This window comes from Micromonospora sp. RB23, assembly GCF_053585025.1.
Map to the genome: position 1 here is coordinate 6,085,388 of NZ_CM132111.1, position 20,415 is coordinate 6,105,802.

Genomic DNA, 20,415 nt, shown 5'->3' on the forward strand with positions numbered 1-20,415 from the left:
GCTGCCCTAGGGTCGTCGCATGACCGAGTTCGACGCGGCCACCGCCGCCGTCCAAGCCGCTCTCGACGCGGGCGCCCGGTACGCCGACGCGCGGGTGATGCACCGCCGCTACGAGTCGATGACCGCGCGCAACGGCGACGTGGAGGAGCTGACCCAGGACGAGAGCGTCGGGCTCGGCGTCCGGGCGCTGGTCGGCGCGAGTTGGGGCTTTCACGCCGTACCCGATCTGTCGGACGCCGCCGCCCGCGACGCCGGCCGGCGCGCGACCCGGACCGCGATGGCGAGCGCGCGGGTGCCCGGCCCCGCGGTCGACCTGGTCACGGTCGAGGCCGTGACGGCGAGCTGGTCCTCGGACTGCCTCGTCGACCCGCTCGGGGTTCCGCTGTCCGACAAGGGCGACCTGCTGGTCGGCGCGACCCGCACGATGACCGAGCACGGCGCGGACCTGGCCGAAGGGCTGTACCAGATCTGGGACACCGCGAAGTGGTTCGTCTCCAGCGAGGGCCACCGCATCGACCAGCGCATCCGCGAGTGCGGCGGCGGCATCTCGGCCACCTCGATCGGCGACGGCGAGACGCAGCGGCGGTCCTGGCCCAGTTACCGGGGGCAGTACGGCACCACCGGCTGGGAGTTGGTCGAATCGCTCGACCTCGCCGCGCACGCCGCGCAGATCGCCGAGGAGTCGCGAGCGCTGCTCACCGCGCCGCAGTGCCCGGCCGGCGAGACGGATCTGATCCTCGGCGGCGAGCAGCTGGCCCTGCAGATCCACGAGTCGGTGGGCCACGCCATCGAACTGGACCGGATCCTCGGCTGGGAGGCCGCGTTCGCCGGCACGTCCTGGCTGGACCTGGCCCAGCTCGGCTCGCTGCGGTACGGCTCGGAGCTGATGAACATCACGATCGACCCGACGATCCCCGGCGCGCTGGGCAGTTTCGGCTTCGACGACGAGGGCTCACCCGCGGTCAAGCGGGACGCGGTGCGCGACGGCCGGTGGGTGGGCGTGCTCGCGGGCCGCGACTCCGCGGCCGTGGCGGGCCTCGACTACGGCGGCAGCGTACGCGCCGACGGGTGGGCCCGGCTGCCGATGGTGCGGATGACCAACGTGGGCCTGGAACCCGGCCCGCACACCCTGGAGGAGATCATCGCGGCCACCGACGACGGCGTGCTGATGGATCTCAACCGGTCCTGGTCGATCGACGACAAGCGGCTCAACTTCCAGTTCGGTTGCGAGGTCGGCTGGGAGATCAAGAACGGTCGGCGGGGGCGGATGCTGCGCAATCCGACGTACACCGGGATCGGGCCGCTGTTCTGGCGTTCGATGGACATGCTCTCCGGCGAGACGGTGCCCTGGGGGACGCCCAACTGCGGCAAGGGTCAACCGGGCCAGATCGGGCACACCGGCCACCCGGCCGCGCCGGCCCGGTTCCGCAACGTCCGGGTGGGGGTGTCCGCGTGAGCGCGAGGAGTGAGCCGGTTTTGCGAGCCCCGCAGTCGCGAACGAAAGGTGGCCCAGCGTGAGCGCGAGGAGTGAGCCGGTTTTGCGAGCCCCGCAGTCGCGAACGAAAGGTGGCCCAGCGTGAGCGCGAGGAGTGAGCCGGTTTTGCGAGCCCCGCAGTCGCGAATTGAAGGTGGCCCAGCGTGAGCGCGAGGAGTGAGCCGGTTTTGCGAGCCCCGCAGTCGCGAATTGAAGGTGGCCCAGCGTGAGCGCGAGGAGTGAGCCGGTTTTGCGAGCCCCGCAGTCGCGAACGAAAGGTGGCCCAGCGTGAGCGCGAGGAGTGAGCTGACGGAGTTGGAGCTGGCGGGGCAGGTCGTCGAGCTGGTGCGGCGGCTGGGTGGCCCGGCCGTGCAGGCCGAGGTGGTGGTGACGCGGGCGGACCTGGCGCTCACCCGCTTCGCCAACTCGGCCATCCACCAGAACGTCTCCGAGTCGACGGTCGGCATCCGGCTGCGGGCGCACGTCGACGGACGCACCGTCGCCGGCAGCGGAAGCATCGTCACCGCAGACGGGCTGCACGCGCTTGTCGAGCGGACCTTGGCCGCGACGCGCCTCGGCCCGCTCGACCCGGGATGGCCCGGTCTGGCGCCGCCCACGCCCGCGCCGGATGCGCCACCGGTCGACGAGGCGACCGCCCACGCCGAGCCGGACCAGCGGGCCGACCGGGTGGCCGCGTTCGTGGCCGCCGCCGGGCCCCTCACCACGGCGGGATACTGCCGCACCGCGCACCGCTCGTCGGCGTTCGCCAACTCGGCGGGGCACAGCGCGTACGGCCGCTCGGCGGAGGCGGCGATGGACGGCATCGCGCGCCGTAACGGCGCGGACGGCGTCGCGCGGCGCAGCGCGGACCGGCTGTCCGACCTCGACGGGGCTGAGCTGGGCGCGCATGCCGCCGCGAAGGCGCAGGCGGCAGCCGACCCGGTCGAGTTGCCGCCGGGACGTTACGAGGTGGTGTTCGAGTCGGCCGCCGTGGCGGACCTGTTGCAGAACCTGTCCTGGTACGGCTTCAACGGCAAGCGGTACGCCGAGCGGCAGTCCTTCGCCGAGCCGGGTGCCGCCCAGTTCGACCCTCTGGTGACCCTGGTGGACGATCCGCTCGGCGCGTCGGGCCTGCCGTTCGACGCCGAGGGCACCGGCCGGCGGGCGGTGACCCTGGTCGAGGCGGGCACCACGCGGGCCGTCGCGCACGACCGGCGGACCGCCGCCGACGCGGGCGCGGAGTCCACCGGGCACGCGATCGCGGGCGGCGCCACCTGGGGCCCGATGGCCCGCAACCTACGACTGTCGCCGGCGGCGGCCGGCCCGGCCAGCGCGGTGGGCCGGAACACCACGGGTACGGCCGCCGGCGCGGTGGTCGACGCGGACACGGCGGCGCTGGTCGCCGGGGTACGACGGGGACTGCTGGTCAGCGACCTCTGGTACACCCGCGTGCTCGACCCGAAGAGCCTGGTCGTCACCGGGTTGACCCGCAACGGGGTGTGGCTGATCGAGGACGGCACGGTCGTCCGGGCCGTCCGCGACCTGCGGTTCACCGAGTCGTACCCCCGGGCGCTCGGGCCGGGCGCGGTGCTCGGGCTGGGCTCTCGGACGGTGCGTCAACCGGACCGGGTGGACGGTGCATGGTGGGCAGCGCCCCCGGTGCGGCTGACGTCGTGGCACTTCACCGGAGGCGCGTCGGGCTGACCGCGCGACGGCCGGCGCGTCTGCGGCGTTTTCGCAGCCCAGACACACGGGACACTCCCTTGCGCGGACGGCTCGCAAAGATCGGCGTAACGTGTGTCACTTAGCTGCGTCGGTCGATCCGGCGTGGTCGTTGGTGTGCGCATGACGTGGCAGCGGGTGCGGGTTCGCCGGTCCGCGTGCCGACCGGAGGAAGCAGCCCGCCCGTACGGGCCCGTCGAGGAGACGACTCGAATGACTTCAACGGCAACGAGGCCGCGGGGGGCGCGGGCGCGCGCCGCCATCGCGGCGAAGACGTTGCGTACCGACCGATGGTGGTTCGCCCCGCTGATCACGGTGATCGGGCTGAGCGCCTGGGTGGCGTACGCGACGGTCCGGGTGTTCATGCACAAGTGGTACTGGGTGGACCAGTTCCACTACCTGACCCCGTTCTACTCCCCGTGCGTGACCGACAGGTGTGTCGAGCAGGCCTCGCACTTCGGCCGGTTCCTGCCCGGCTGGTGGATCATCCCGGACGCCGCGCTGACCCTGCCGTTCCTGCTGCTGTTCCGGCTCACCTGCTACTACTACCGCAAGGCGTACTACCGGTCGTTCTGGCTGTCGCCGCCGGCCTGCGCCGTGCCGGACGGCCACAAGGAGTACGGCGGGGAGACCCGTTTCCCGCTGCTCGGGCAGAACCTGCACCGCTACTTCTTCTACGCCGCAGCGATCATCTCGCTGATCAACACGTGGGACGCGATCCTCGCGTTCCACTCACCCAAGGGCTTCGGCTTCGGTCTGGGCAACCTCGTCCTGCTGCTCAACGTGGTGATGCTCTGGGCGTACACGATCTCCTGCCACTCCTGCCGGCACATCATCGGCGGCCGGCTCAAGCACTTCTCCAAGCACCCGGTGCGCTACCGGGCGTGGACCTTCGTCTCGGCGTTGAACGTCCGGCACATGCAGCTCGCCTGGATCACCCTCGGCACCCTCGCGCTGACCGACTTCTACGTGATGGCGCTGTCGGCCGGCTGGTTCAACGACCTGCGGTTCATCAACTAAAGGGCCCCTGACATGACCACTACCACTCGCATCGAACGACACCACTACGACGTCGTCGTCATCGGGGCCGGCGGCGCCGGTCTGCGCGCGGCCATCGAGGCCCGCCTCGCCGGCAAGAAGACCGCGATCATCTCGAAGTCGCTGTTCGGCAAGGCGCACACGGTGATGGCCGAGGGCGGCGCCGCCGCCGCGATGGGCAACGTGAACAGCCGGGACAACTGGCAGGTGCACTTCCGCGACACCATGCGCGGCGGCAAGTTCCTCAACAATTTCCGGATGGCCGAGCTGCACGCGAAGGAGTCGCCGCAGCGGATCTGGGAGTTGGAGACGTACGGTGCGCTCTTCGACCGTACGAAGGACGGCAAGATCTCCCAGCGCAACTTCGGCGGGCACGAGTACCCCCGGCTGGCGCACGTCGGCGACCGGACCGGCTTGGAGCTGATCCGCACCCTCCAGCAGAAGATCGTCTCGCTGCAGCAGGAGGACAAGCGCGAGTTCGGCTCGTACGACGCCCGGATCCGGGTCTTCTCGGAGACGACCATCACCGAGCTGCTGCTCGACGGTGACCGGGTCGCGGGCGCGTTCGGCTACTACCGCGAGTCCGGCGAGTTCATCCTCTTCGAGGCGCCGGCCGTGGTGCTGGCCACCGGCGGTGTCGGACGCTCCTACAAGGTCACCTCGAACTCCTGGGAGTACACCGGGGACGGTCACGCGCTGGCGCTGCGCGCCGGGGCGACGCTGATCAACATGGAGTTCCTCCAGTTCCACCCGACCGGCATGGTCTGGCCGCCCTCGGTGAAGGGCATCCTGGTCACCGAGTCGGTCCGTGGCGACGGTGGTGTTCTCAAGAACTCCGAGGGCAAGCGGTTCATGTTCGACTACGTCCCCGACGTGTTCCGCAAGCAGTACGCGGAGACCGAGGAGGAGGCGGACCGCTGGTACACCGACCCGGACAACAACCGGCGTCCACCGGAGCTGCTGCCCCGCGACGAGGTGGCCCGCGCCATCAACAGCGAGGTCAAGGCCGGTCGGGGCTCCCCCGCCGGCGGTGTCTTCCTGGACATCGCGAGCCGGCGCTCGGCCGACGAGATCCGCCGCCGGCTGCCCTCGATGTACCACCAGTTCAAGGAGCTGGCCGATGTCGACATCACCGCCGAGCCGATGGAGGTCGGGCCGACCTGCCACTACGTGATGGGCGGCGTCGAGGTGGACCCGGACTCGGGCGCCGCCTTCGGCCACGTACGCGGACTGTTCGCCGCCGGTGAGGTGTCCGGCGGCATGCACGGCTCCAACCGCCTCGGCGGCAACTCCCTCTCCGACCTGCTGGTGTTCGGCAAGCGGGCGGGCGGGCACGCGGCCAGCTACGCCGACGGGCTTTCGGCTCGGCCGAAGGTGGCCGTGGACGCGGTCGAGGCCGCCGTGGAGACCGCGCTGGCCCCGTTGCAGCGGGACACCGGCGAGAGCCCGTACACCCTTCAGCAGGACCTCCAAGCGGTCATGGGGGATCTGGTCGGCATCATCCGGCGCGAAGGCGAGCTGGCCGACGCGCTCGTCCGACTGGCCGAGCTGCGTGAGCGGGTGGCCAAGGTGAGCGCGGCCGGCGGCCGGCGCTACAACCCGGGCTGGCACCTCGCCCTGGACCTGCGCAACATGCTGGTGGTCTCAGAGTGCACCGCGAAGGCGGCGTTGGAGCGGCAGGAGTCGCGCGGCGGGCACACCCGCGAGGACTATCCGACGATGGACCCGGCCTGGCGGCAGGTGAACCTCGTCTGCTCCCTGGACGGCGACGCCGTACGCCTCACCCGCAAGCCGTTGCCGAAGATGCGGCCGGAGCTGATCGGCCTCTTCGACCGGGCGGAGCTGGCCAAGTACCTCACCGACGAGGAGCTCGCCGACTTCGACGCTTCCGTCGCCGACGCTGGAGAGGCGGACAACCGATGAGCGCGAAGCGTCAGTTCCGGATCTGGCGGGGCGACGAGACCGGCGGCGACCTGCAGGACTACATGGTCGAGGTGAACGAGGGCGAGGTCGTCCTCGACGTCATCCACCGCCTGCAGGCGACCGACGCACCTGACCTGGCCTGCCGGTGGAACTGCAAGGCCGGCAAGTGCGGCTCCTGCTCCATGGAGATCAACGGCAAGCCCCGGCTGGGCTGCATGACCCGGATGTCGACCTTCGGCGACGACGAGACGGTCACGGTCACGCCGCTGCGGACGTTCCCGGTCATCCGGGACCTGGTCACCGACGTCTCGTTCAACTACGAGAAGGCGCGGGAGACGCCCGCGTTCGCCCCGCCGGCGGACGTCGCGCCGGGCGACTACCGGATGCAGCAGGTGGACGTCGAGCGCTCGCAGGAGTTCCGCAAGTGCATCGAGTGCTTCCTGTGCCAGAACGTCTGCCACGTGATCCGTGACCACGAGGAGAACAAGCAGGCGTTCTCCGGGCCGCGGTACTTCATCCGGGCGGCCGAGCTGGACATGCACCCGTTGGACGCCCGGACCGACCGCAAGGAGTACGCACAGGCGGAACAGGGCCTCGGCTTCTGCAACATCACCAAGTGCTGCACCGAGGTCTGCCCCGAGCACATCAAGATCACCGACAACGGGATCATCCCCATGAAGGAACGCGTCGTCGACCGCAGGTACGATCCCCTTGTGTGGCTTGGTAGCAAGATCTTCCGTCGGGGCGAGACGCCCCAGACCAGCGTGACCACCGCCCGTCAGGGCTCGGCGAACCTGCCGGGTACGAGCCGGGGCGGCGTGCACTCGCACGCGGGCGGCTCGCACGACCCGCAGGCCGAGGCGCAGGCGCAGAGCGGCGTCAACTGGCACCGCGAGGTCCCCCACCCGACCGCTCCGGCGGTCGACGACCGGGGCAAGCTGCCGCTGACCGAGCTGACCTTCGACCGGCCGGCCGCGCCGTCGCCCTTCGGTGACGACGTGACCTTCCCGCTGCCTCCGGAGCACCTCAACTTCGCGCACCCGGACCAGGACGACAAGCACTGAGCACGAGACCACCAAAGACGGGGGCTGTCGGCATCGCCGACAGCCCCCGCCCCATTCCCCCACCCCCACCGCTCGTTGATCATGAAGTTGTCGCCACGCCCGCCGGCGTGTCGTGACGCCAACTTCATGATCAACGGGGACCGTCGGGGCGCAGGTGGGGGCGCAGGGCTGCCACGATGGGGGCGTCGGCGGGGAGCCAGGTGACCGAATCCAGCTCGTCGGCGGTCAGCCAGCGCAGCGCCTGGTGCTCCAGCGCCTGCGGCTCGTCGCCGTGCAGCAGGCGGGCGGCGTACACCTTGAGCACCGAGCGGCCGTGGGCCATCCGGACGTTGCGGCCGACCCGAGCACCGATCTCAACGCGTACGGCCAGCTCCTCGGCGCACTCCCGGATCAGCGCCTCGGTCTCGCCCTCACCAGGCTCGACCTTCCCACCAGGGAACTCCCACATGCCGGCGACCTCCGGCGGGGCGGAGCGCGCACAGGCGAGCACCCGTCCGTCCCGAATGATCGCCGCTCCCACGATCACCTTCAGGTCCCGTCGCTGGGCCTGCCCGCCACCATTAGCCCGTTCGGTCTGCACGGGCGTCCAGGGTGCCAGATCAATCGGCGGTTTGGGTACCGACACCGTCCGCTAGGCCAATAGAACACGGAAGTGTGGGCGTGGACACCCCTACCGAGCGACGACAGACTAGAAGGCACCGACAAGACACGGGATGGCGACGATTTGGCCACAAGCCGGCAACGGCGCTTGGGGGGTGCGGTGATGCGCGTGCTGTTCAGCAGCCGAGCCAAACACGACTACCTTTCCGACGCGTTGACCCTGCTATCGGGTTGGACGCGGGACGGTGAGCAGATCCGGCGCACGCTGGTGATCGACGATACCCAACACGCGGCGCTGACTGAACGGGTCAAGGTCGTGGCGGACGCTCTACACCTGCGCCCCGAGATCAGCCGCCACTCCGACAGCACTCAGATCCGGGTCGGGCACGGCAACGGTGAACCCCTGACCGAGGGCGAGGTCCTGCTGGCCGCCCGCATCGAGGACGCCTACCGGGCGGTCACCGAGTCCTGACGAGCGATCCGGGCACGGTGGCGCCGGGTTCCTAACCTGGACCGCATGGCGAACATCGCGTACGACCGCAAGGAGCAGGTCCAGCAGATCGAGAGTGGGCTACTCGACGGCGAGCAGATCATCGCCGTCTACGACGCCGTCGGCACCGGCACCGGGTTCATCGGGCTGACCGACCGGCGCGTGATCATCCAGGACCGCTCCTTCGTCGGTAAGCGGTATGCGATCACCAGCATCCCGTACTCGAAGATCACCAGCGTGAGCGTGGTCAGCAACAAGTCCTGGGGTGGGTCGTTCTTCTCCACCGGCGCGATCGCGATCCACGTCGGCACGCACACGTACGAGGTGGAGTTCCGTGGCGCGCAGAAGAGCCACCACGTCCACAACGTGATCCTGCACCACATCTCCTGACGACCCTCCCGGCCGTGAGCCCGGCGGGCACGAGTGCCCTGCCGAGTTCACGGCCCGGAGGTGCCTGATGAGGCGGAGCGACCTCACCGTATGAAGATCACACTGGATGTGAACCCGACCAGCGGCGGATCATCGCGGCCTGGCCGGCCGGCGTGCCGTCGCTGGTGGCGAGGTTCCAGATCGTGACGTCCTCGATCCAGAAGGCCCGGCCGTCCCTGGTGACCCGCGGGCCGCGGTAACTCGTGGCGTAACCCTTCTGCTGCACCGAGTCCAGCAGGGCACGGCGCGACTCGCGGTCCTGTTCCCCGGCCGAGAGCCGCGAGGGCAGGCCGACGAACTCATCCCAGCCGTACCCGAAGAGTTCCTGCGCCTTGCGGTTCGCGTAGACGAACCGCGGATCCGCCGACGTGTCGTGCGCGAGCAGCCCTACGGGCGCCTCGTACAACCAGGCGGCCGCCTCCTCACCCGTGAGCCCGTCCGGGACCAGCGGCTCGCCGAGCAGCTGGGCATAGCTGTCGGCGAGCAGGGCCGGGAGATCTTCGTTCACTGCACGAAGATGTCGACAGATGGGCGCATCTCGCCGCAGATGCGCAGAACCTCGTGGATCGGGTGGTTCTCGAACGCCTTCACCAGGGTGGTGTCCAACACCTGGGTCTGGTGGTCGATCGCCGGGTAGGTGGTCTGCGTGAGCAGGTAGTCGAAGCGCGCCGCCCACTTGCGGGCGCCCAGCCGCGCGGTGGTCGAGCAGTTGTCCACCATGAACGAGACACCCCGGGCGTACATGTACGCGTTGAGCGAGTCGGTGGCCTCGATCACCGATTCGTTGGCGATCTCCGAGTAGGGGTGGCCCATCTCGATGAACGTGTCGACCTGGCCCATCATGACGCCGCAGTACACGCCAGCGGTGAACGGGTCGAGCGGAACGTCGTCATCGACACGGTTCTGCCGGGCGACCTCGCCGACGCGCCACATGTCGGCCTGGTCGATCTTGCCCATCGGGAACTCGGAGAGGCGTTTGCCGGCCATGATGACGCTGCGGATCTCGTTGCCGGAGGCCACCTCGTCATAGATTTCGCGGGTCAGCTCCAGACCGACCGGGTAGGCCGCGGCGTAGGCCTCCGCGAAGACTGCCCTGTCGTGGTCGTCGAGGTTGCGGTACAGCCCGATCAGGCCCTCCTTCGACACGGTCCGCGAGATCGGCCCGGTCACGCTGTCGACCGAATCGCGGTACGCGTCAATCTCGCTCCGCCCCTGCGCTCGGAAGCGCCGGTAGAGGCTCTCCACGATGCCGTGCACCCCGCCGAGCAGGATGGACCGCTCGCCGGTGAGATCGGACAGGAACTCCGAGCGCAGCGTCGTCTTGAACGTGTACGGGGCGCCGACACCCACCGACCAGCCGATGGCCCGGTCAACGGCGCGCCCACTGACGTCCTGCTCCACCGCGATGCTCGAGTTGATGCCCGCGCCGTTGGTCTGACGGCCCTGCAGGTAGAGGGCGCGAACCGAGGCACCCATTCCCTTGGGGCACATCGCAATGACGTCGACGCCCTCGGGGAATCTGCCGCCCTGCTGCTCGAGGTAGCCGAGCAGGAAGCCGTGCGACAGGCCAAGGGTGGCACCGGGCCGCAGGGCCGCAAAGATCTGCTCGTACAGGGCTGCCATCGCGGCGTCGGAGATGAGGAGCAGCACCATGTCGGAGGCGCCGATCACCTCGAACATCTCGCCGAGCGTGCCGTCGGCCTCGCTGAACCCGGCCGCGCGGGCCGCGTCGACGGAGGAAGACCCGGCCCGGAGGCCGACCACGACCTTCAGGTCACCGCCGGCGAGCGAGTCGCGCAGGTTCTGCGCCTGCGCCGAGGCCTGCGGGCCCCAACCGATGACGCCAATCTGGTTGATGCCCTCGAATGCGCGCGGCAGTCGGTCGAACAGGTGACGCCCACCGACCACGATGGCCTCGCGCGTGCCGTTCAGGTCGATGTACCTCTTGTCGAAGACGTTCGTGTCGAAGTCGAGTCTGTGCGTGGTCATGTCGATCCGCCCCTGTCGTTGGTCCTTCACCCTCGACACTAAGGCGCGCCATCTTGCCAAATAGTGGACTTTTTCTACCGCACTGCGGGACGGCTGCAGCTAGCGCCTGGACGGTGACGCACCGGCACCGGGGATACCGCTCACCCGCACACCGACAGGGCGGGAGGGAGCCGACGGGCGTAAATGCCTTGCCGGGCTCCCGGCGTCTCTGATGTCCTCGGTGCGCAGCCACGAAGGGAGCAGCGCCATGCCCAACACGACGAAGTCCCCCCGACCGAACGTCATCCGACTTGAGGAAACGAGGCTTCGTGAGCAGAACCGCTCCGCAGAAGAAACGCACCACTGAGCACAACCCCGGAGGCCGCTGATGTCGGTCTTCGACGATCCCGGCCTCTTCGGCCGGCTGTGGGCCGCCGGCTACGACAGCCCCGGCAACCCCGACCCGGCTCCCGCCGTGGACTTCCTTGCGGCGTTGGCCGACGGCGGCCCGGTCCTGGAACTGGCGATCGGCACCGGTCGGGTCGCGCTGCCACTGGCCGAGCGTGGGCTGTCCGTGCATGGCATCGAGGCATCCGAGGAGATGCTGGCGCTGATGCGGGCCAAGCCCGGCGGCGACCAGATCCCCACGGTCGTCGGTGACATGGCCGACGTGGGCGTGCAGGGCCCGTTCGGCCTGGCGTACCTGGTCTTCAACACGCTGTTCAACCTGGTGGACGCCGAGCGGCAGGCGGACCTGTTCCGCAACGTCGCCCGGGTGCTGTCGCCCGGCGGGGCGTTCGTCATCGAGACGTTCGTCCCCGATCCGAGCAGCTTCGATGCGGACGAGCAGGTACAGGTCCGTGAGGTGACCGAGGAGGCCGTGACGCTCCGAGTGCACCGGTACGACCGGCCGGCGCAGCGCTTCATCCGCCAGACCATCACCTTCGACAAGGACGGCGTGCACCTGAAGCCGTTCGCGATGCGGTACGCCTGGCCGCACCAGATCGACGAGATGGCGCAGCAGGCCGGCCTCGCGCTGACCGAGCGGTACGCCGACTGGCACCGGCAGCCGTTCACGGCGGAGAGTCCGTCCCACATCTCCGTCTACCGGAAGCGGTAACGGTCGGTCGACTCGGGTTCCGCGTCGAACGACGTGCACACGGCGGGGAACCCGAGTCGATCCCGATATCCGTACCGACCGTTTTCCGCGCTGGGCTGATTCTGCCGACAGCAGTCCCTGCTAGCCGATCGCGTCGATACCCGGTCGACTGACGTCATGCCCCGTCTTTCGCGCACCTCGCCGTACTGGCCGGTGCTCAGCCATCCCCTGCTGCGGCGCGTACTACCCGGGTTGGCCGTGTCCGCTCTCGGCGACGGCATGGCGGTGGTCGCGGTGACCTGGCTGGCCATCCAGCTCGCACCGCCTGGCCAGCGCGGTCTCTGGATCGCGGTCGCCATGGCCGCGTACACCCTGCCCAGCGCTGTCGGGACGGTGGCCTTCGGTCGGATGCTGCGCGGGCGCAGCGGCGCCCAGCTCGCCGGGTGGGACGCGATCCTGCGGGCGGCCGCGCTCGCCGCGATCCCGATCGCCCACCTGGTCGGCATACTCACGGTCGGGCTGTACGCCGTCCTGCTCGCCGCGTCCGCGCTCCTGCACTCGTGGGGCTCGGCCGGACGGTTCACCCTGATCGCCGAACTGCTGCCCCAGCGACACCATCTGCCGGCGAACGCGGTGCTCACCACCATCTCGGGCTTCGCCACCATCGTCGGCCCACCGCTGGCGGGCATTCTGATCGGCTGGGCGGGGCCGGTGTGGGTCATCGCCGCCGACGCCGCCACCTTCGCGGTGCTGGCGCTCACCTATCGGCTCGCGCTGCCCGCCACCGGGACAATCCATGGGTACGAGCGCAGCGCCTCCCGTACCGCGGGCTTCGCGTTCATCCGCCGTCAGCCCGCACTGCTGGGCCTGCTGGCGCTGACCGTCGCGTTCTTCTTCCTGTTCGGCCCCGTGTACGTCGCCATGCCGCTGCACATCACCGACGACCTGCACGCGTCGGCGCCGCTGCTCGGCGCGTACTACATCGCCTTTGGCGTCGGCGGTCTCCTCGGCGGTGTGATCACCGGCCATCTTCGGCGCTGGCCGCTACACGCGACGACCGTCGGGATCGTCGTCGGGTTCGGCGCGGCGATGCTGCCACTCGGAGTGGGTGCGCCCGTCGCCCTGTCCCTACCCGCGTTCGCCCTGGCGGGCCTGATCTGGGCGCCGTACATGTCCACATCGATGGCGCTGTTCCAGCGCAGCGCGCCGACCGAGCAGCTCCCTGCCGTGCTGGCCGCGAACGGCGCGGTCACCGTACTGGCGGTGCCCCTGGGCACCATGTTCGGCGGCCCGCTGGTCGGCGCGATCGGGCCCCGACCGACGCTGCTCATCTGCGGTACGGCGATCCTGGCGCTCGGGTTGGTCGCCAGCGGCATCATGCTGCTGCGCTCGAAACCACCTCGCGACGTGCCCTCCGAATTCGGGCCGGGCAGTAGCGTGGGGCGCGTGACCGAGGACGAGAGCATTCGCCGCTACGGCCTGCGACCGTCCGGGGCGGACCTGCCCCACATCCGCAGGCTGCTGCTGGCCGAAGCGAATCGCGCCCAGCAGGACCAGGACACCGAGCTGATGAAGCTGTGCTGCCTGCAACTGTTCAACGCCGGTCAACTCGACGACGTACTCCTGATCTGGGAGGCCAAGGAGTCGAGCTTCGACGCCCACTGCTCGATCGACGTCCAACTGCTGTGTGGAGCCGGACTGGCCGCCACCAAGGATCACCTTGCGGCCGACTGCTCTCCGGAGGCCTCGGCCGCACGAACATATCTGCTGGAGTGCGAGGCGGCCGGTGACTTCGACGGTTTCTCGGTCGCCGAGCAGGCCCGCTGGAGAGCCGACTACTACCTGACCTGACCGTCTCCGGACGATGACCGTCAGAGTCGGCGGGCGCGAAGGACGCCGGTCAGCATCGGCAGGGTGAAGTCGCCCGCACCGGTCTCGGACCTGCCGGCCAGGAACTCGCGGATCTCATCGAGCGTGGCCGTCCGTTCCGGTTCCGGCATGACCAGCATCCCGGCCCTGGTGGCGAGCGTCGCGACCAGGGAGTCGGCGCTCCGGCGCTGCCCGTGGGGAAACTCGGCCTGCTCGGGCGCACCGAACCGGTCGACGATCTCGTTGCCCGGGTTGAGCAGGCCCGCCGTCGCCGCGCGCCAACTGCTCAACGTGTCACGCGGGCCGATCGCCGCGCTCCCGCTGACCTTCTCGAGGGCGGCGACCCAATCGACCCGGTCGTCCAGGACGTTCCACAGACCGGCCAGGATGCCGCCGGGCGTCAGGACCCGGGCGATCTCCGGTCCGGCGACGGCCATGTCGAACCAGTGCAGGGCGTTGCCGGCCAGCACCGCGTCGACGGACGCGTCCGGCAGGGGAATCGCCTCCGCGCTGCCCGGGAGGGCCTTTACGGTCGGAAGCTCGCGGCCCAACTCGGCGAGCATCGCCGGGTCGGGCTCCACCGCCACGACGTCGACACCGAGCGCGACGAGCGTGGCGGACAGTTTGCCGGTGCCGGCGCCGAGGTCGAGGACTCGCGAGCCGGGCGCGAACTCCAGCGCCCACCGCGCCGCGGCCTGCGCGTAGTCCGGGCGATGCCGGGCGTACGCGGACGCCTCCGAACCGAACGACGAGCTGAGCATCATCGATGTCACCGTCCCTCTGCTGCGAGTGTCCACATCATCCCTCGGATCCTCGATGTCGGGGTGCCCGGCCGGACACCCCGACGTTCAAGACCAGATCTGCCGTCAGCAGCAGGGTGAGGCCACTCCGCTGGCCACCGGCTCGGTGTCGGTCGCCTTGGCGAGCGTGTCGGCGTCGGCTTTCACCGTGTAGACCTCCCAGCGCTCGTCACCCGGGGCGCGTACCCAGACCTTGTCCTGTAGGGCGTAGCAGCACTCGGTGTCGTTCTCCTCCAGCGTGATCAGGCCGGAGTCGGTGAGGCGCTTGGTCGCGGCGGTTACGTCGTCGGTGGTGAACACCTCGACACCCAGGTGGTCCAGCACCGTGGGCTGGTCGGCCTCACCCTCGATGAGGACCAGCTTCAGCGGCGGGTTCTCGACGGCGGCGGCGGACCCATCTCGGCGGCTTTCGCCGTCACCGCCGGGTCCATCCTGTTCTCGGGGGCGGTGCTGCTGACAGTCGCCATCGCGGGTCAGGCCGCTCGACACCGCACCATCCGGCGACGACCGCTCGACGGCACCCGCCCGACCTGCGGGCACCGGCGGCAAATGACAGCAGAGCCGTGACGTGCCACAGCCTTCAGCTACCAGAGCCGGACCGACCGCGCGGCGGCGTCGAGGATCATCTGACCGTCGACGTGCACCCGCGACTCGGGCACGTCGTATGCCGGCCACTCGCAGACGAAGGTGACGAGCCCAGACGGCGGCAGTGGCCAGACCCAGTAGCGCGCCTCGTGCCGCCGGGCGTCCGCCTCAGCGTTGCCCGGCAACAACAAGGGGCCCGGTGGCTCCGCAGCCAACGGGGTGGGTGCGGCCCGATCCATGTTGGTGACGATGCTTCCGTCGGCGAACTGCACGCCCACCCGGAGGAAACAGGCTGGTACGGACTGCCCGGCCCGGTGGTGGTGCGAGAGATCAGCCTGACGGTCAGACGTACGGAGCATCGCGGTCACGCTGAACTCGAAGCCTGCGGGGTAGCCGACCAGACTGCTGATCGCGACCGCGACGTGATCGGTGTGAACCACCACCACGTGGCCTTCAGCCACGACGCCGGGGATCACCGCCTCGGGCTTCATCCAGACGGGACGGGGCTCTGTGATCCGTTCCGGTTCGACGTGCGCTGCCGCCACCTGGCGGTCGAAGAAGCCCGCGCGGCTCACCGTCTCCGAATCCCAAGCTCTCGCATGGTCAGGTGAGGCGCTGGGATCGGTGCAGCCAAGGGGTTGCGGCCGGTGCGAGGACTTCGCCCTCGGCTGTGGTTGGCTCCGCTGGACCCGCCGGGTGAGGCGGTCGTACTGCTGGGTGAGAATGCCGCCGGTACGCAGGGCGGTGTCGCTGCGTACCCAGAACTCACGCTCGGGATGTTGGCGGCCGGTCTCGGTGTTCGCGACGGAACTACGGCCGTATTGCACGAGCCGGGCGAGGCCCTGCTGGGTGAGGTTGGCTTCCTTGCGCAGCCGTGCGAGGTGGCGGCCGAGTTCGCGCCGGGCCGTCGTGATCTCGGAGCTGACGGCCATGGTCTGCCACCCCCTGACGGTGCCGAGATGGGGTCACGGTGCGGGCAGACCATATCCGCTGCCTCCGACAGTTCCTGGCCCGTGAGCGAGGGCTGTCATGTGCCGATGGGGGCAAGGACGGGGTTCGGCCGGCAGTCGTAGGGGCGGGGCAGCCTAGCGGCTGTGTCCGCGACCGGGACGGTTCACGCGCGGCTGGCAATGTCGTCGACTTGTCGGTGTCGGCGTCGGTATCTACCGACAATGTCGTGGCACGGCGCAGCGGGCGTGTCGGAGGGCTGGCGTCCTACCGTCGACTCATGGCGGCCGAATCGCCCTACCAGGCGGCGGCCCCCGACGCGCCGGCCCCGCAAAGAGGCCGGTCCGCATCCACGACTCGACCCTCTACTGAAGATCCGGCCTACGGAAAATCACCTTCTGGGCAACCGGCCCACGTCGCACACATCCTTACTGCCATCAATCTGCGCCACGTTGAGGAGGTTCATCAATGACGCGGGCGGTCACCGCAAAGAAGCCTGATTCGGCATACCAGCCGGGCACCGCGCGACCGGAGTCGGTGTTGCCGGAGTTGCGGGCCACATGGTGGGAGACGGGAGTGCGCGCCAGGGCGGAAGCGGGTGTGTTCACCGTCTTCGCGGAGCTTCCCCGGCTCGTCTGGACCGCTCTAGGCGTCAGTTGGCGCGCAGACCGGCTCCGCACGGGGGTGGTGGCCGTGGCGACGGTCGGCGCGGGGTTGATGGCGGCGTTCGGCCTTTTGGCGACACAGCGGGTACTGGTGGAGCTGTTCGCCGGCGGGCCGACCGCGGACAAGGTCCGTGCCGCGCTGCCCGCGCTGGCCGTGCTGGCGGTGGCCATCGCGCTGCGCGCCGGTATGGGCATCGCTACCGGGTACGCGCAGAACGCGTTGACGCCGCAGGTGAGCCGAGAGGTGGAACGGGGCCTTTTCGAGGTGTCCACGGCGGTGCGGTTGGAGGCGTTCGACGCCGACGCGTTCGCCGACGACATGGAACGCGCCTCCCGAGGCACCGAGTCGGCGATCGGACTCGTGCAGTCCTCGATGAACCTGCTCGCCGGGCTGGCCGGTGTGCTGGCGGTGGCCGTCGCCGTCGTGGTGATCCACCCACTTCTGCTGGTGGCCCTGTTGGTGGCGACGGTGCCGAACGGTTGGGCGGCGCTGCGGGCCGGGCACCTGCGGTATCAGACGTACACCGCCGGCTCGGTGCGGCGGCGCCGGCTATGGCTGTTGCAGCGGCTGATGGCCGAGCGAGCCTCCGCGCCGGAGCTGCGGTCGTACGGGCTGCGCCGATTCCTGCTCGACCAGTACGACCGGGTCATGCAAGTCGAGACCGACATCCAGCTCGTCCTGGCGCGACGGGTCACCACCACCACGACGGTCGGGGCGATGATCGGCGGAGTAGCCACCGCCGCGGTGTACGTCCTGCTCGGCCTGCTGCTGATCGACGGGCAGATTCCCCTCGCCGCCGCGGCGACGTGCGTGATCGCCGTGCAGTCGGCGCAACGCTCCCTCGCCATCGTCACCTTCCAGGTCGACCGCGTCTACACCGAGGGCCAGCACTTCCACGACTACACCGGCTTCATGAACCGCGCCATCGCCTACCTACCCCAGCGGCAGACGGGTACCGAACCCGGCGCACAACCCGACCGGCTGCGTGAGCTGACCGTCAGCGGGGTCAGCATGCGCTACCCCGACCGGGACACACCCGCCGTCGACAATGTCACCCTGACCATCACCACCGGGCAGACCGTCGCGTTCGTCGGGGAGAACGGTTCGGGTAAGACGACCCTCGCCGCGATGATCGCCACCCTCCGCACCCCCAGCGACGGCACCATCGAATGGAACGGCCAGCCCATGTCGGAGTACGACACCGACGGCCTGCGAGCCCGGATCGCAGTGGTGACGCAGGAATACCACAAATGGCCGTTCACCGCGGCCACGAACATCGCTATCGGCAACGTCAACACCGACGCCCAGCAGGACCTCATCGAGGCCGCCGCTACCCGCGCGGTCGCCCACGACATGATCATCGAACTTCCCCACGGGTACGAGACACTGCTCGACCGGACCTTCGCCCGGGGTCAGGACCTTTCCGGCGGACAGTGGCAACGCATCACCGCAGCCCGCGGCTTCCTGCGCGACGCGGAACTACTCATCATGGACGAGCCGTCCTCTGCCCTCGACCCCCGCGCCGAGGACGCCCTGTTCCAGGCCATCCGCGACCGTAGAGGCCGGGCCACCACCATCCTGATCACCCATCGGCTGGCAAACGTCCGCCACGCCGACCGGATCTTCGTCCTGCACCACGGCCGGCTCGTTGAGGACGGCAGCCACGACGAGCTCATCGCCACCGGTGGCCGGTACGCCGAACTGTTCGCTCTCCAGGCCGCCGGCTACGACGCCACCCCAGGCGAGGGCAGCACTCTCCCGCAGCAGCACCAACCCGCCCCGCGGTAGGAGAACCAGGCCGTCACGCACCACGTGAAATCCACCGGTAGCTCCGGGGTGGACGATCCTCATCGGCATCCGCGACGACTCCAGCGCCGCAAAGAAAACCATCGCCACGGCGATGCGGAACCGACACGGCTGCGGGTGCGCAACGCCCTGCTACGGGAGCTGCATTCCTGACACAGACAGGAGATCAATCGTCTCTGCGGAACTCGACCAGGTCGCAACCGTCCGGGTCGCCTTCGAAACGGTACAGCCAGGGCTCTCCACGGTCGCCGGAGAGCCACATCTGCTGGTCGTCGAGCCGCAGATCCTCGGTAGTCGCCGAATCGAGGTCGAGAGTCCACGTGCCCTCTTCCGATCGGCCCGTGGTCTCCGGCGAAAGGTCGCTGGCCGTGTAGTGCCCGTCCCCGGTCAGCTCGATTCGCCCACCTGCGGAGCTGGTGTAGACCCCTGCCAGGTCCGTCATGCTGATGTCCTCCGGTGGCCGGGGCGCGCACGGGAAGAAGCGCGAGCAGCCGGCGACGGGCATCGGTACGAGCAGACCGATCGCCAGCGCCGCGCTGAGTCGCAGGGCTCTTTCCATTCCAGGCTCCGTCCTCCCCGACGGACAGGGCGCCGGGCGACAATGGGCTCTAGCGAGCCGGTCGCACGCCCCGGCCGACCGGCAGTCGTTCACCGCCGGGTCAGTCAGCCACGGAACCAGCCGGGAAGACCAGTAAGGGCCGGGTAGCAGCGGCGAGGCGAGCCGGGTTCAGACGTTAAAGCGGAACTCCACGACGTCGCCGTCCTGCATGACGTACTCCTTGCCCTCGATGCGGACCCTGCCCGCCGCCTTGGCCGCCGCCATCGATCCGGCCTCGACCAGGTCGCCGTAGGAGACCACCTCGGCCTTGATGAAGCCGCGCTGGAAGTCGCTGTGGATGACACCCGCGGCCTCCGGCGCGGTCGCGCCGACCGGGACGGTCCAGGCCCGCGCCTCCTTGGGGCCGGCCGTGAGGTACGTCTGGAGCCCGAGCGTACGGAAGCCGACGCGGACGAGCTGGTTGAGGCCGGGCTCGTTCTGGCCGATCGACTCCAGCAGCTCGCGGGCCTCCTCCTCGGGCAGGTCCACCAGCTCGGATTCGATCTTGGCATCCATGAAGACGGCCTCGGCGGGCGCGACCAGGGCACGCAGTTCGTCGAGGAACGCCTCGTTGGCGAGTTCGGCCTCGTCGACGTTGAAGACGTACAGGAACGGCTTGGTGGTGAGCAGGTGCAGCTCGCGCAGGTGCTCCAACTCGATCTTCGCGGCGGCGGCCCCGGAGTAGAGGGTGGTGCCGCCGTCGAGCACCTCGATGGCCTGCTTCGCGGCGGCGACCGCGGCGGCCCGGTCCTTGCGGAGCTTGGCTTCCTTCTCCAACCGGGGCAGCGCCTTGTCCAGGGTCTGCAGGTCGGCGAGGATCAGCTCGGTGTTGATCGTCTCGATGTCGTCGGCCGGCGAGACCTTGCCGTCGACGTGCACCACGTTCGGGTCGGAGAAGGCCCGGACCACCTGGCAGATCGCGGAGGCGTCGCGGATGTTGGCCAGGAAGGCGTTACCCCGCCCCTGCCCCTTCGACGCGCCCCGGACCAGGCCGGCGATGTCGACGAACGACACCGGGGCCGGCAGCACCTTCTGCGAGGAGAAGATCTCGGCAAGCTTCTCCAGGCGATCGTCGGGCAGCCCGACCACGCCGACGTTGGGCTCGATGGTGGCGAACGGGTAGTTCGCTGCCAGCACGTCGTTCTTGGTCAACGCGTTGAAAAGCGTGCTCTTGCCGACGTTGGGCAGGCCGACGATGCCGATGGTGAGACTCACGACGGGCCAGCTTACGCCGGTGCCGGGCGGGTCGGTCCACGCGGCTCCGATTCGGTCGCGCCGGGCGCTGCCCCTGGTCACGCCTCGGCGGGTCCCGGTGCTGGAATCCCGTTGCTACCCT

17 protein-coding genes and 1 pseudogene are annotated in these 20,415 nt (G+C 69.6%); 10 read left to right on the forward strand and 8 right to left on the reverse strand.

The genetic code is table 11. The features are described from left to right. The first annotated feature begins 19 nt into the window (after nucleotides 1-19). The 5 genes from ACTFTM_RS27710 to ACTFTM_RS27730 all read left to right on the forward strand — a co-directional run bounded on the left by ACTFTM_RS27710 (nucleotide 20) and on the right by ACTFTM_RS27730 (nucleotide 7,221). Complete coding sequence (locus ACTFTM_RS27710) at nucleotides 20-1,456, forward strand: TldD/PmbA family protein (RefSeq protein WP_449563320.1); 1,437 nt, start codon at nucleotides 20-22, stop codon at nucleotides 1,454-1,456. A 306-nt stretch (nucleotides 1,457-1,762) separates the two neighbouring features. Then, nucleotides 1,763-3,178, forward strand: a complete 1,416-nt coding sequence (locus ACTFTM_RS27715; protein WP_449563321.1) for a TldD/PmbA family protein — start codon at nucleotides 1,763-1,765, stop codon at nucleotides 3,176-3,178. A gap of 231 nt (nucleotides 3,179-3,409) precedes the next feature. Further along, a complete protein-coding gene (locus tag ACTFTM_RS27720; protein WP_449563322.1) occupies nucleotides 3,410-4,216 on the forward strand; it encodes a hypothetical protein in 807 nt (268 codons plus the stop codon). 12 nt (nucleotides 4,217-4,228) lie between these two features. Beyond that, the gene (locus tag ACTFTM_RS27725; protein ID WP_449563323.1) at nucleotides 4,229-6,157 is read left to right on the forward strand and encodes a fumarate reductase/succinate dehydrogenase flavoprotein subunit; all 1,929 of its coding nucleotides are present in this window, start codon (nucleotides 4,229-4,231) and stop codon (nucleotides 6,155-6,157) included. Continuing rightward, nucleotides 6,154-7,221: a succinate dehydrogenase/fumarate reductase iron-sulfur subunit gene (locus tag ACTFTM_RS27730; RefSeq protein WP_449563324.1), complete on the forward strand. Its 1,068-nt coding sequence runs from the start codon at nucleotides 6,154-6,156 to the stop codon at nucleotides 7,219-7,221. The genes ACTFTM_RS27725 and ACTFTM_RS27730 overlap by 4 nt, the downstream gene beginning before the upstream one ends. Before the next feature lie 130 nt (nucleotides 7,222-7,351). On the opposite strand, the gene ACTFTM_RS27735 is transcribed toward ACTFTM_RS27730, so the two are convergent. Beyond that, nucleotides 7,352-7,801, reverse strand: a complete 450-nt coding sequence (locus ACTFTM_RS27735; protein ID WP_449563325.1) for a (deoxy)nucleoside triphosphate pyrophosphohydrolase — start codon at nucleotides 7,799-7,801, stop codon at nucleotides 7,352-7,354. A gap of 183 nt (nucleotides 7,802-7,984) precedes the next feature. On the opposite strand from ACTFTM_RS27735, the gene ACTFTM_RS27740 reads away from it, so the two are divergent. Then, nucleotides 7,985-8,293, forward strand: a complete 309-nt coding sequence (locus ACTFTM_RS27740; RefSeq protein ID WP_449563326.1) for a 4a-hydroxytetrahydrobiopterin dehydratase — start codon at nucleotides 7,985-7,987, stop codon at nucleotides 8,291-8,293. 45 nt (nucleotides 8,294-8,338) lie between these two features. Continuing rightward, nucleotides 8,339-8,701 (forward strand): PH domain-containing protein, encoded by a 363-nt coding sequence (locus ACTFTM_RS27745; RefSeq protein ID WP_355050625.1) that lies wholly within the window; start codon nucleotides 8,339-8,341, stop codon nucleotides 8,699-8,701. A gap of 97 nt (nucleotides 8,702-8,798) precedes the next feature. Here the strand turns inward: ACTFTM_RS27745 and ACTFTM_RS27750 are convergent, their stop codons facing one another. Both ACTFTM_RS27750 and ACTFTM_RS27755 read right to left on the reverse strand, forming a co-directional pair. Beyond that, nucleotides 8,799-9,248: an MEKHLA domain-containing protein gene (locus ACTFTM_RS27750; RefSeq protein WP_449563327.1), complete on the reverse strand. Its 450-nt coding sequence runs from the start codon at nucleotides 9,246-9,248 to the stop codon at nucleotides 8,799-8,801. Next, entirely contained in the window at nucleotides 9,245-10,789 is a 1,545-nt protein-coding gene (locus ACTFTM_RS27755; RefSeq protein WP_449563328.1) for a hypothetical protein, read from the reverse strand. Before ACTFTM_RS27755 ends, ACTFTM_RS27750 begins: the two co-directional genes overlap by 4 nt. Before the next feature lie 307 nt (nucleotides 10,790-11,096). Between ACTFTM_RS27755 and ACTFTM_RS27760 the strand changes: the two genes are divergently transcribed. Together ACTFTM_RS27760 and ACTFTM_RS27765 are read left to right on the forward strand one after the other, a co-directional pair. Beyond that, on the forward strand, nucleotides 11,097-11,828 hold the full coding sequence (locus tag ACTFTM_RS27760) for a class I SAM-dependent methyltransferase (protein WP_449563329.1): 732 nt from the start codon (nucleotides 11,097-11,099) through the stop codon (nucleotides 11,826-11,828). 156 nt (nucleotides 11,829-11,984) lie between these two features. Continuing rightward, a pseudogene (locus ACTFTM_RS27765) lies at nucleotides 11,985-13,214 on the forward strand (MFS transporter); the annotation flags it as partial. 464 nt (nucleotides 13,215-13,678) lie between these two features. Here the strand turns inward: ACTFTM_RS27765 and ACTFTM_RS27770 are convergent. The 3 genes from ACTFTM_RS27770 to ACTFTM_RS27780 form a co-directional block, all read right to left on the reverse strand. After that, the gene (locus tag ACTFTM_RS27770; protein ID WP_449563330.1) at nucleotides 13,679-14,440 is read right to left on the reverse strand and encodes a class I SAM-dependent methyltransferase; all 762 of its coding nucleotides are present in this window, start codon (nucleotides 14,438-14,440) and stop codon (nucleotides 13,679-13,681) included. Between the two features lie 102 nt (nucleotides 14,441-14,542). Beyond that, a complete protein-coding gene (locus ACTFTM_RS27775) occupies nucleotides 14,543-14,953 on the reverse strand; it encodes an ArsI/CadI family heavy metal resistance metalloenzyme (RefSeq protein WP_449566752.1) in 411 nt (136 codons plus the stop codon). Nucleotides 14,954-15,060: 107 nt separating this feature from the next. Next, nucleotides 15,061-15,993 carry a helix-turn-helix domain-containing protein gene (locus ACTFTM_RS27780; RefSeq protein WP_449563331.1) on the reverse strand — a complete coding sequence of 311 codons (933 nt, stop codon included), beginning with the start codon at nucleotides 15,991-15,993 and terminating at the stop codon, nucleotides 15,061-15,063. A 484-nt stretch (nucleotides 15,994-16,477) separates the two neighbouring features. On the opposite strand from ACTFTM_RS27780, the gene ACTFTM_RS27785 reads away from it, so the two are divergent. Continuing rightward, complete coding sequence (locus tag ACTFTM_RS27785; protein ID WP_449563332.1) at nucleotides 16,478-18,463, forward strand: ABC transporter ATP-binding protein; 1,986 nt, start codon at nucleotides 16,478-16,480, stop codon at nucleotides 18,461-18,463. A 184-nt stretch (nucleotides 18,464-18,647) separates the two neighbouring features. Here the strand turns inward: ACTFTM_RS27785 and ACTFTM_RS27790 are convergent, their stop codons facing one another. Both ACTFTM_RS27790 and ychF read right to left on the reverse strand, forming a co-directional pair. Further along, nucleotides 18,648-19,040, reverse strand: a complete 393-nt coding sequence (locus ACTFTM_RS27790) for a hypothetical protein (RefSeq protein WP_449563333.1) — start codon at nucleotides 19,038-19,040, stop codon at nucleotides 18,648-18,650. Between the two features lie 168 nt (nucleotides 19,041-19,208). Continuing rightward, nucleotides 19,209-20,294: a redox-regulated ATPase YchF gene (gene ychF, locus ACTFTM_RS27795; RefSeq protein ID WP_449563334.1), complete on the reverse strand. Its 1,086-nt coding sequence runs from the start codon at nucleotides 20,292-20,294 to the stop codon at nucleotides 19,209-19,211. Between the last annotated feature and the right edge of the window lie 121 nt (nucleotides 20,295-20,415).

Bases quoted from the DNA above. Each gene is read 5' to 3' on its own strand.
- ACTFTM_RS27790 (WP_449563333.1), bottom strand. From the start codon at position 19,040: ATGGAAAGAGCCCTGCGACTCAGCGCGGCGCTGGCGATCGGTCTGCTC.
- ACTFTM_RS27745 (WP_355050625.1), top strand. From the start codon at position 8,339: ATGGCGAACATCGCGTACGACCGCAAGGAGCAGGTCCAGCAGATCGAG.
- ACTFTM_RS27720 (WP_449563322.1), top strand. From the start codon at position 3,410: ATGACTTCAACGGCAACGAGGCCGCGGGGGGCGCGGGCGCGCGCCGCC.
- ACTFTM_RS27785 (WP_449563332.1), top strand. From the start codon at position 16,478: ATGACGCGGGCGGTCACCGCAAAGAAGCCTGATTCGGCATACCAGCCG.
- ACTFTM_RS27740 (WP_449563326.1), top strand. From the start codon at position 7,985: ATGCGCGTGCTGTTCAGCAGCCGAGCCAAACACGACTACCTTTCCGAC.
- ACTFTM_RS27770 (WP_449563330.1), bottom strand. From the start codon at position 14,440: ATGATGCTCAGCTCGTCGTTCGGTTCGGAGGCGTCCGCGTACGCCCGG.
- ACTFTM_RS27725 (WP_449563323.1), top strand. From the start codon at position 4,229: ATGACCACTACCACTCGCATCGAACGACACCACTACGACGTCGTCGTC.
- ACTFTM_RS27760 (WP_449563329.1), top strand. From the start codon at position 11,097: ATGTCGGTCTTCGACGATCCCGGCCTCTTCGGCCGGCTGTGGGCCGCC.
- ACTFTM_RS27730 (WP_449563324.1), top strand. From the start codon at position 6,154: ATGAGCGCGAAGCGTCAGTTCCGGATCTGGCGGGGCGACGAGACCGGC.
- ACTFTM_RS27710 (WP_449563320.1), top strand. From the start codon at position 20: ATGACCGAGTTCGACGCGGCCACCGCCGCCGTCCAAGCCGCTCTCGAC.
- ACTFTM_RS27780 (WP_449563331.1), bottom strand. From the start codon at position 15,993: ATGGCCGTCAGCTCCGAGATCACGACGGCCCGGCGCGAACTCGGCCGC.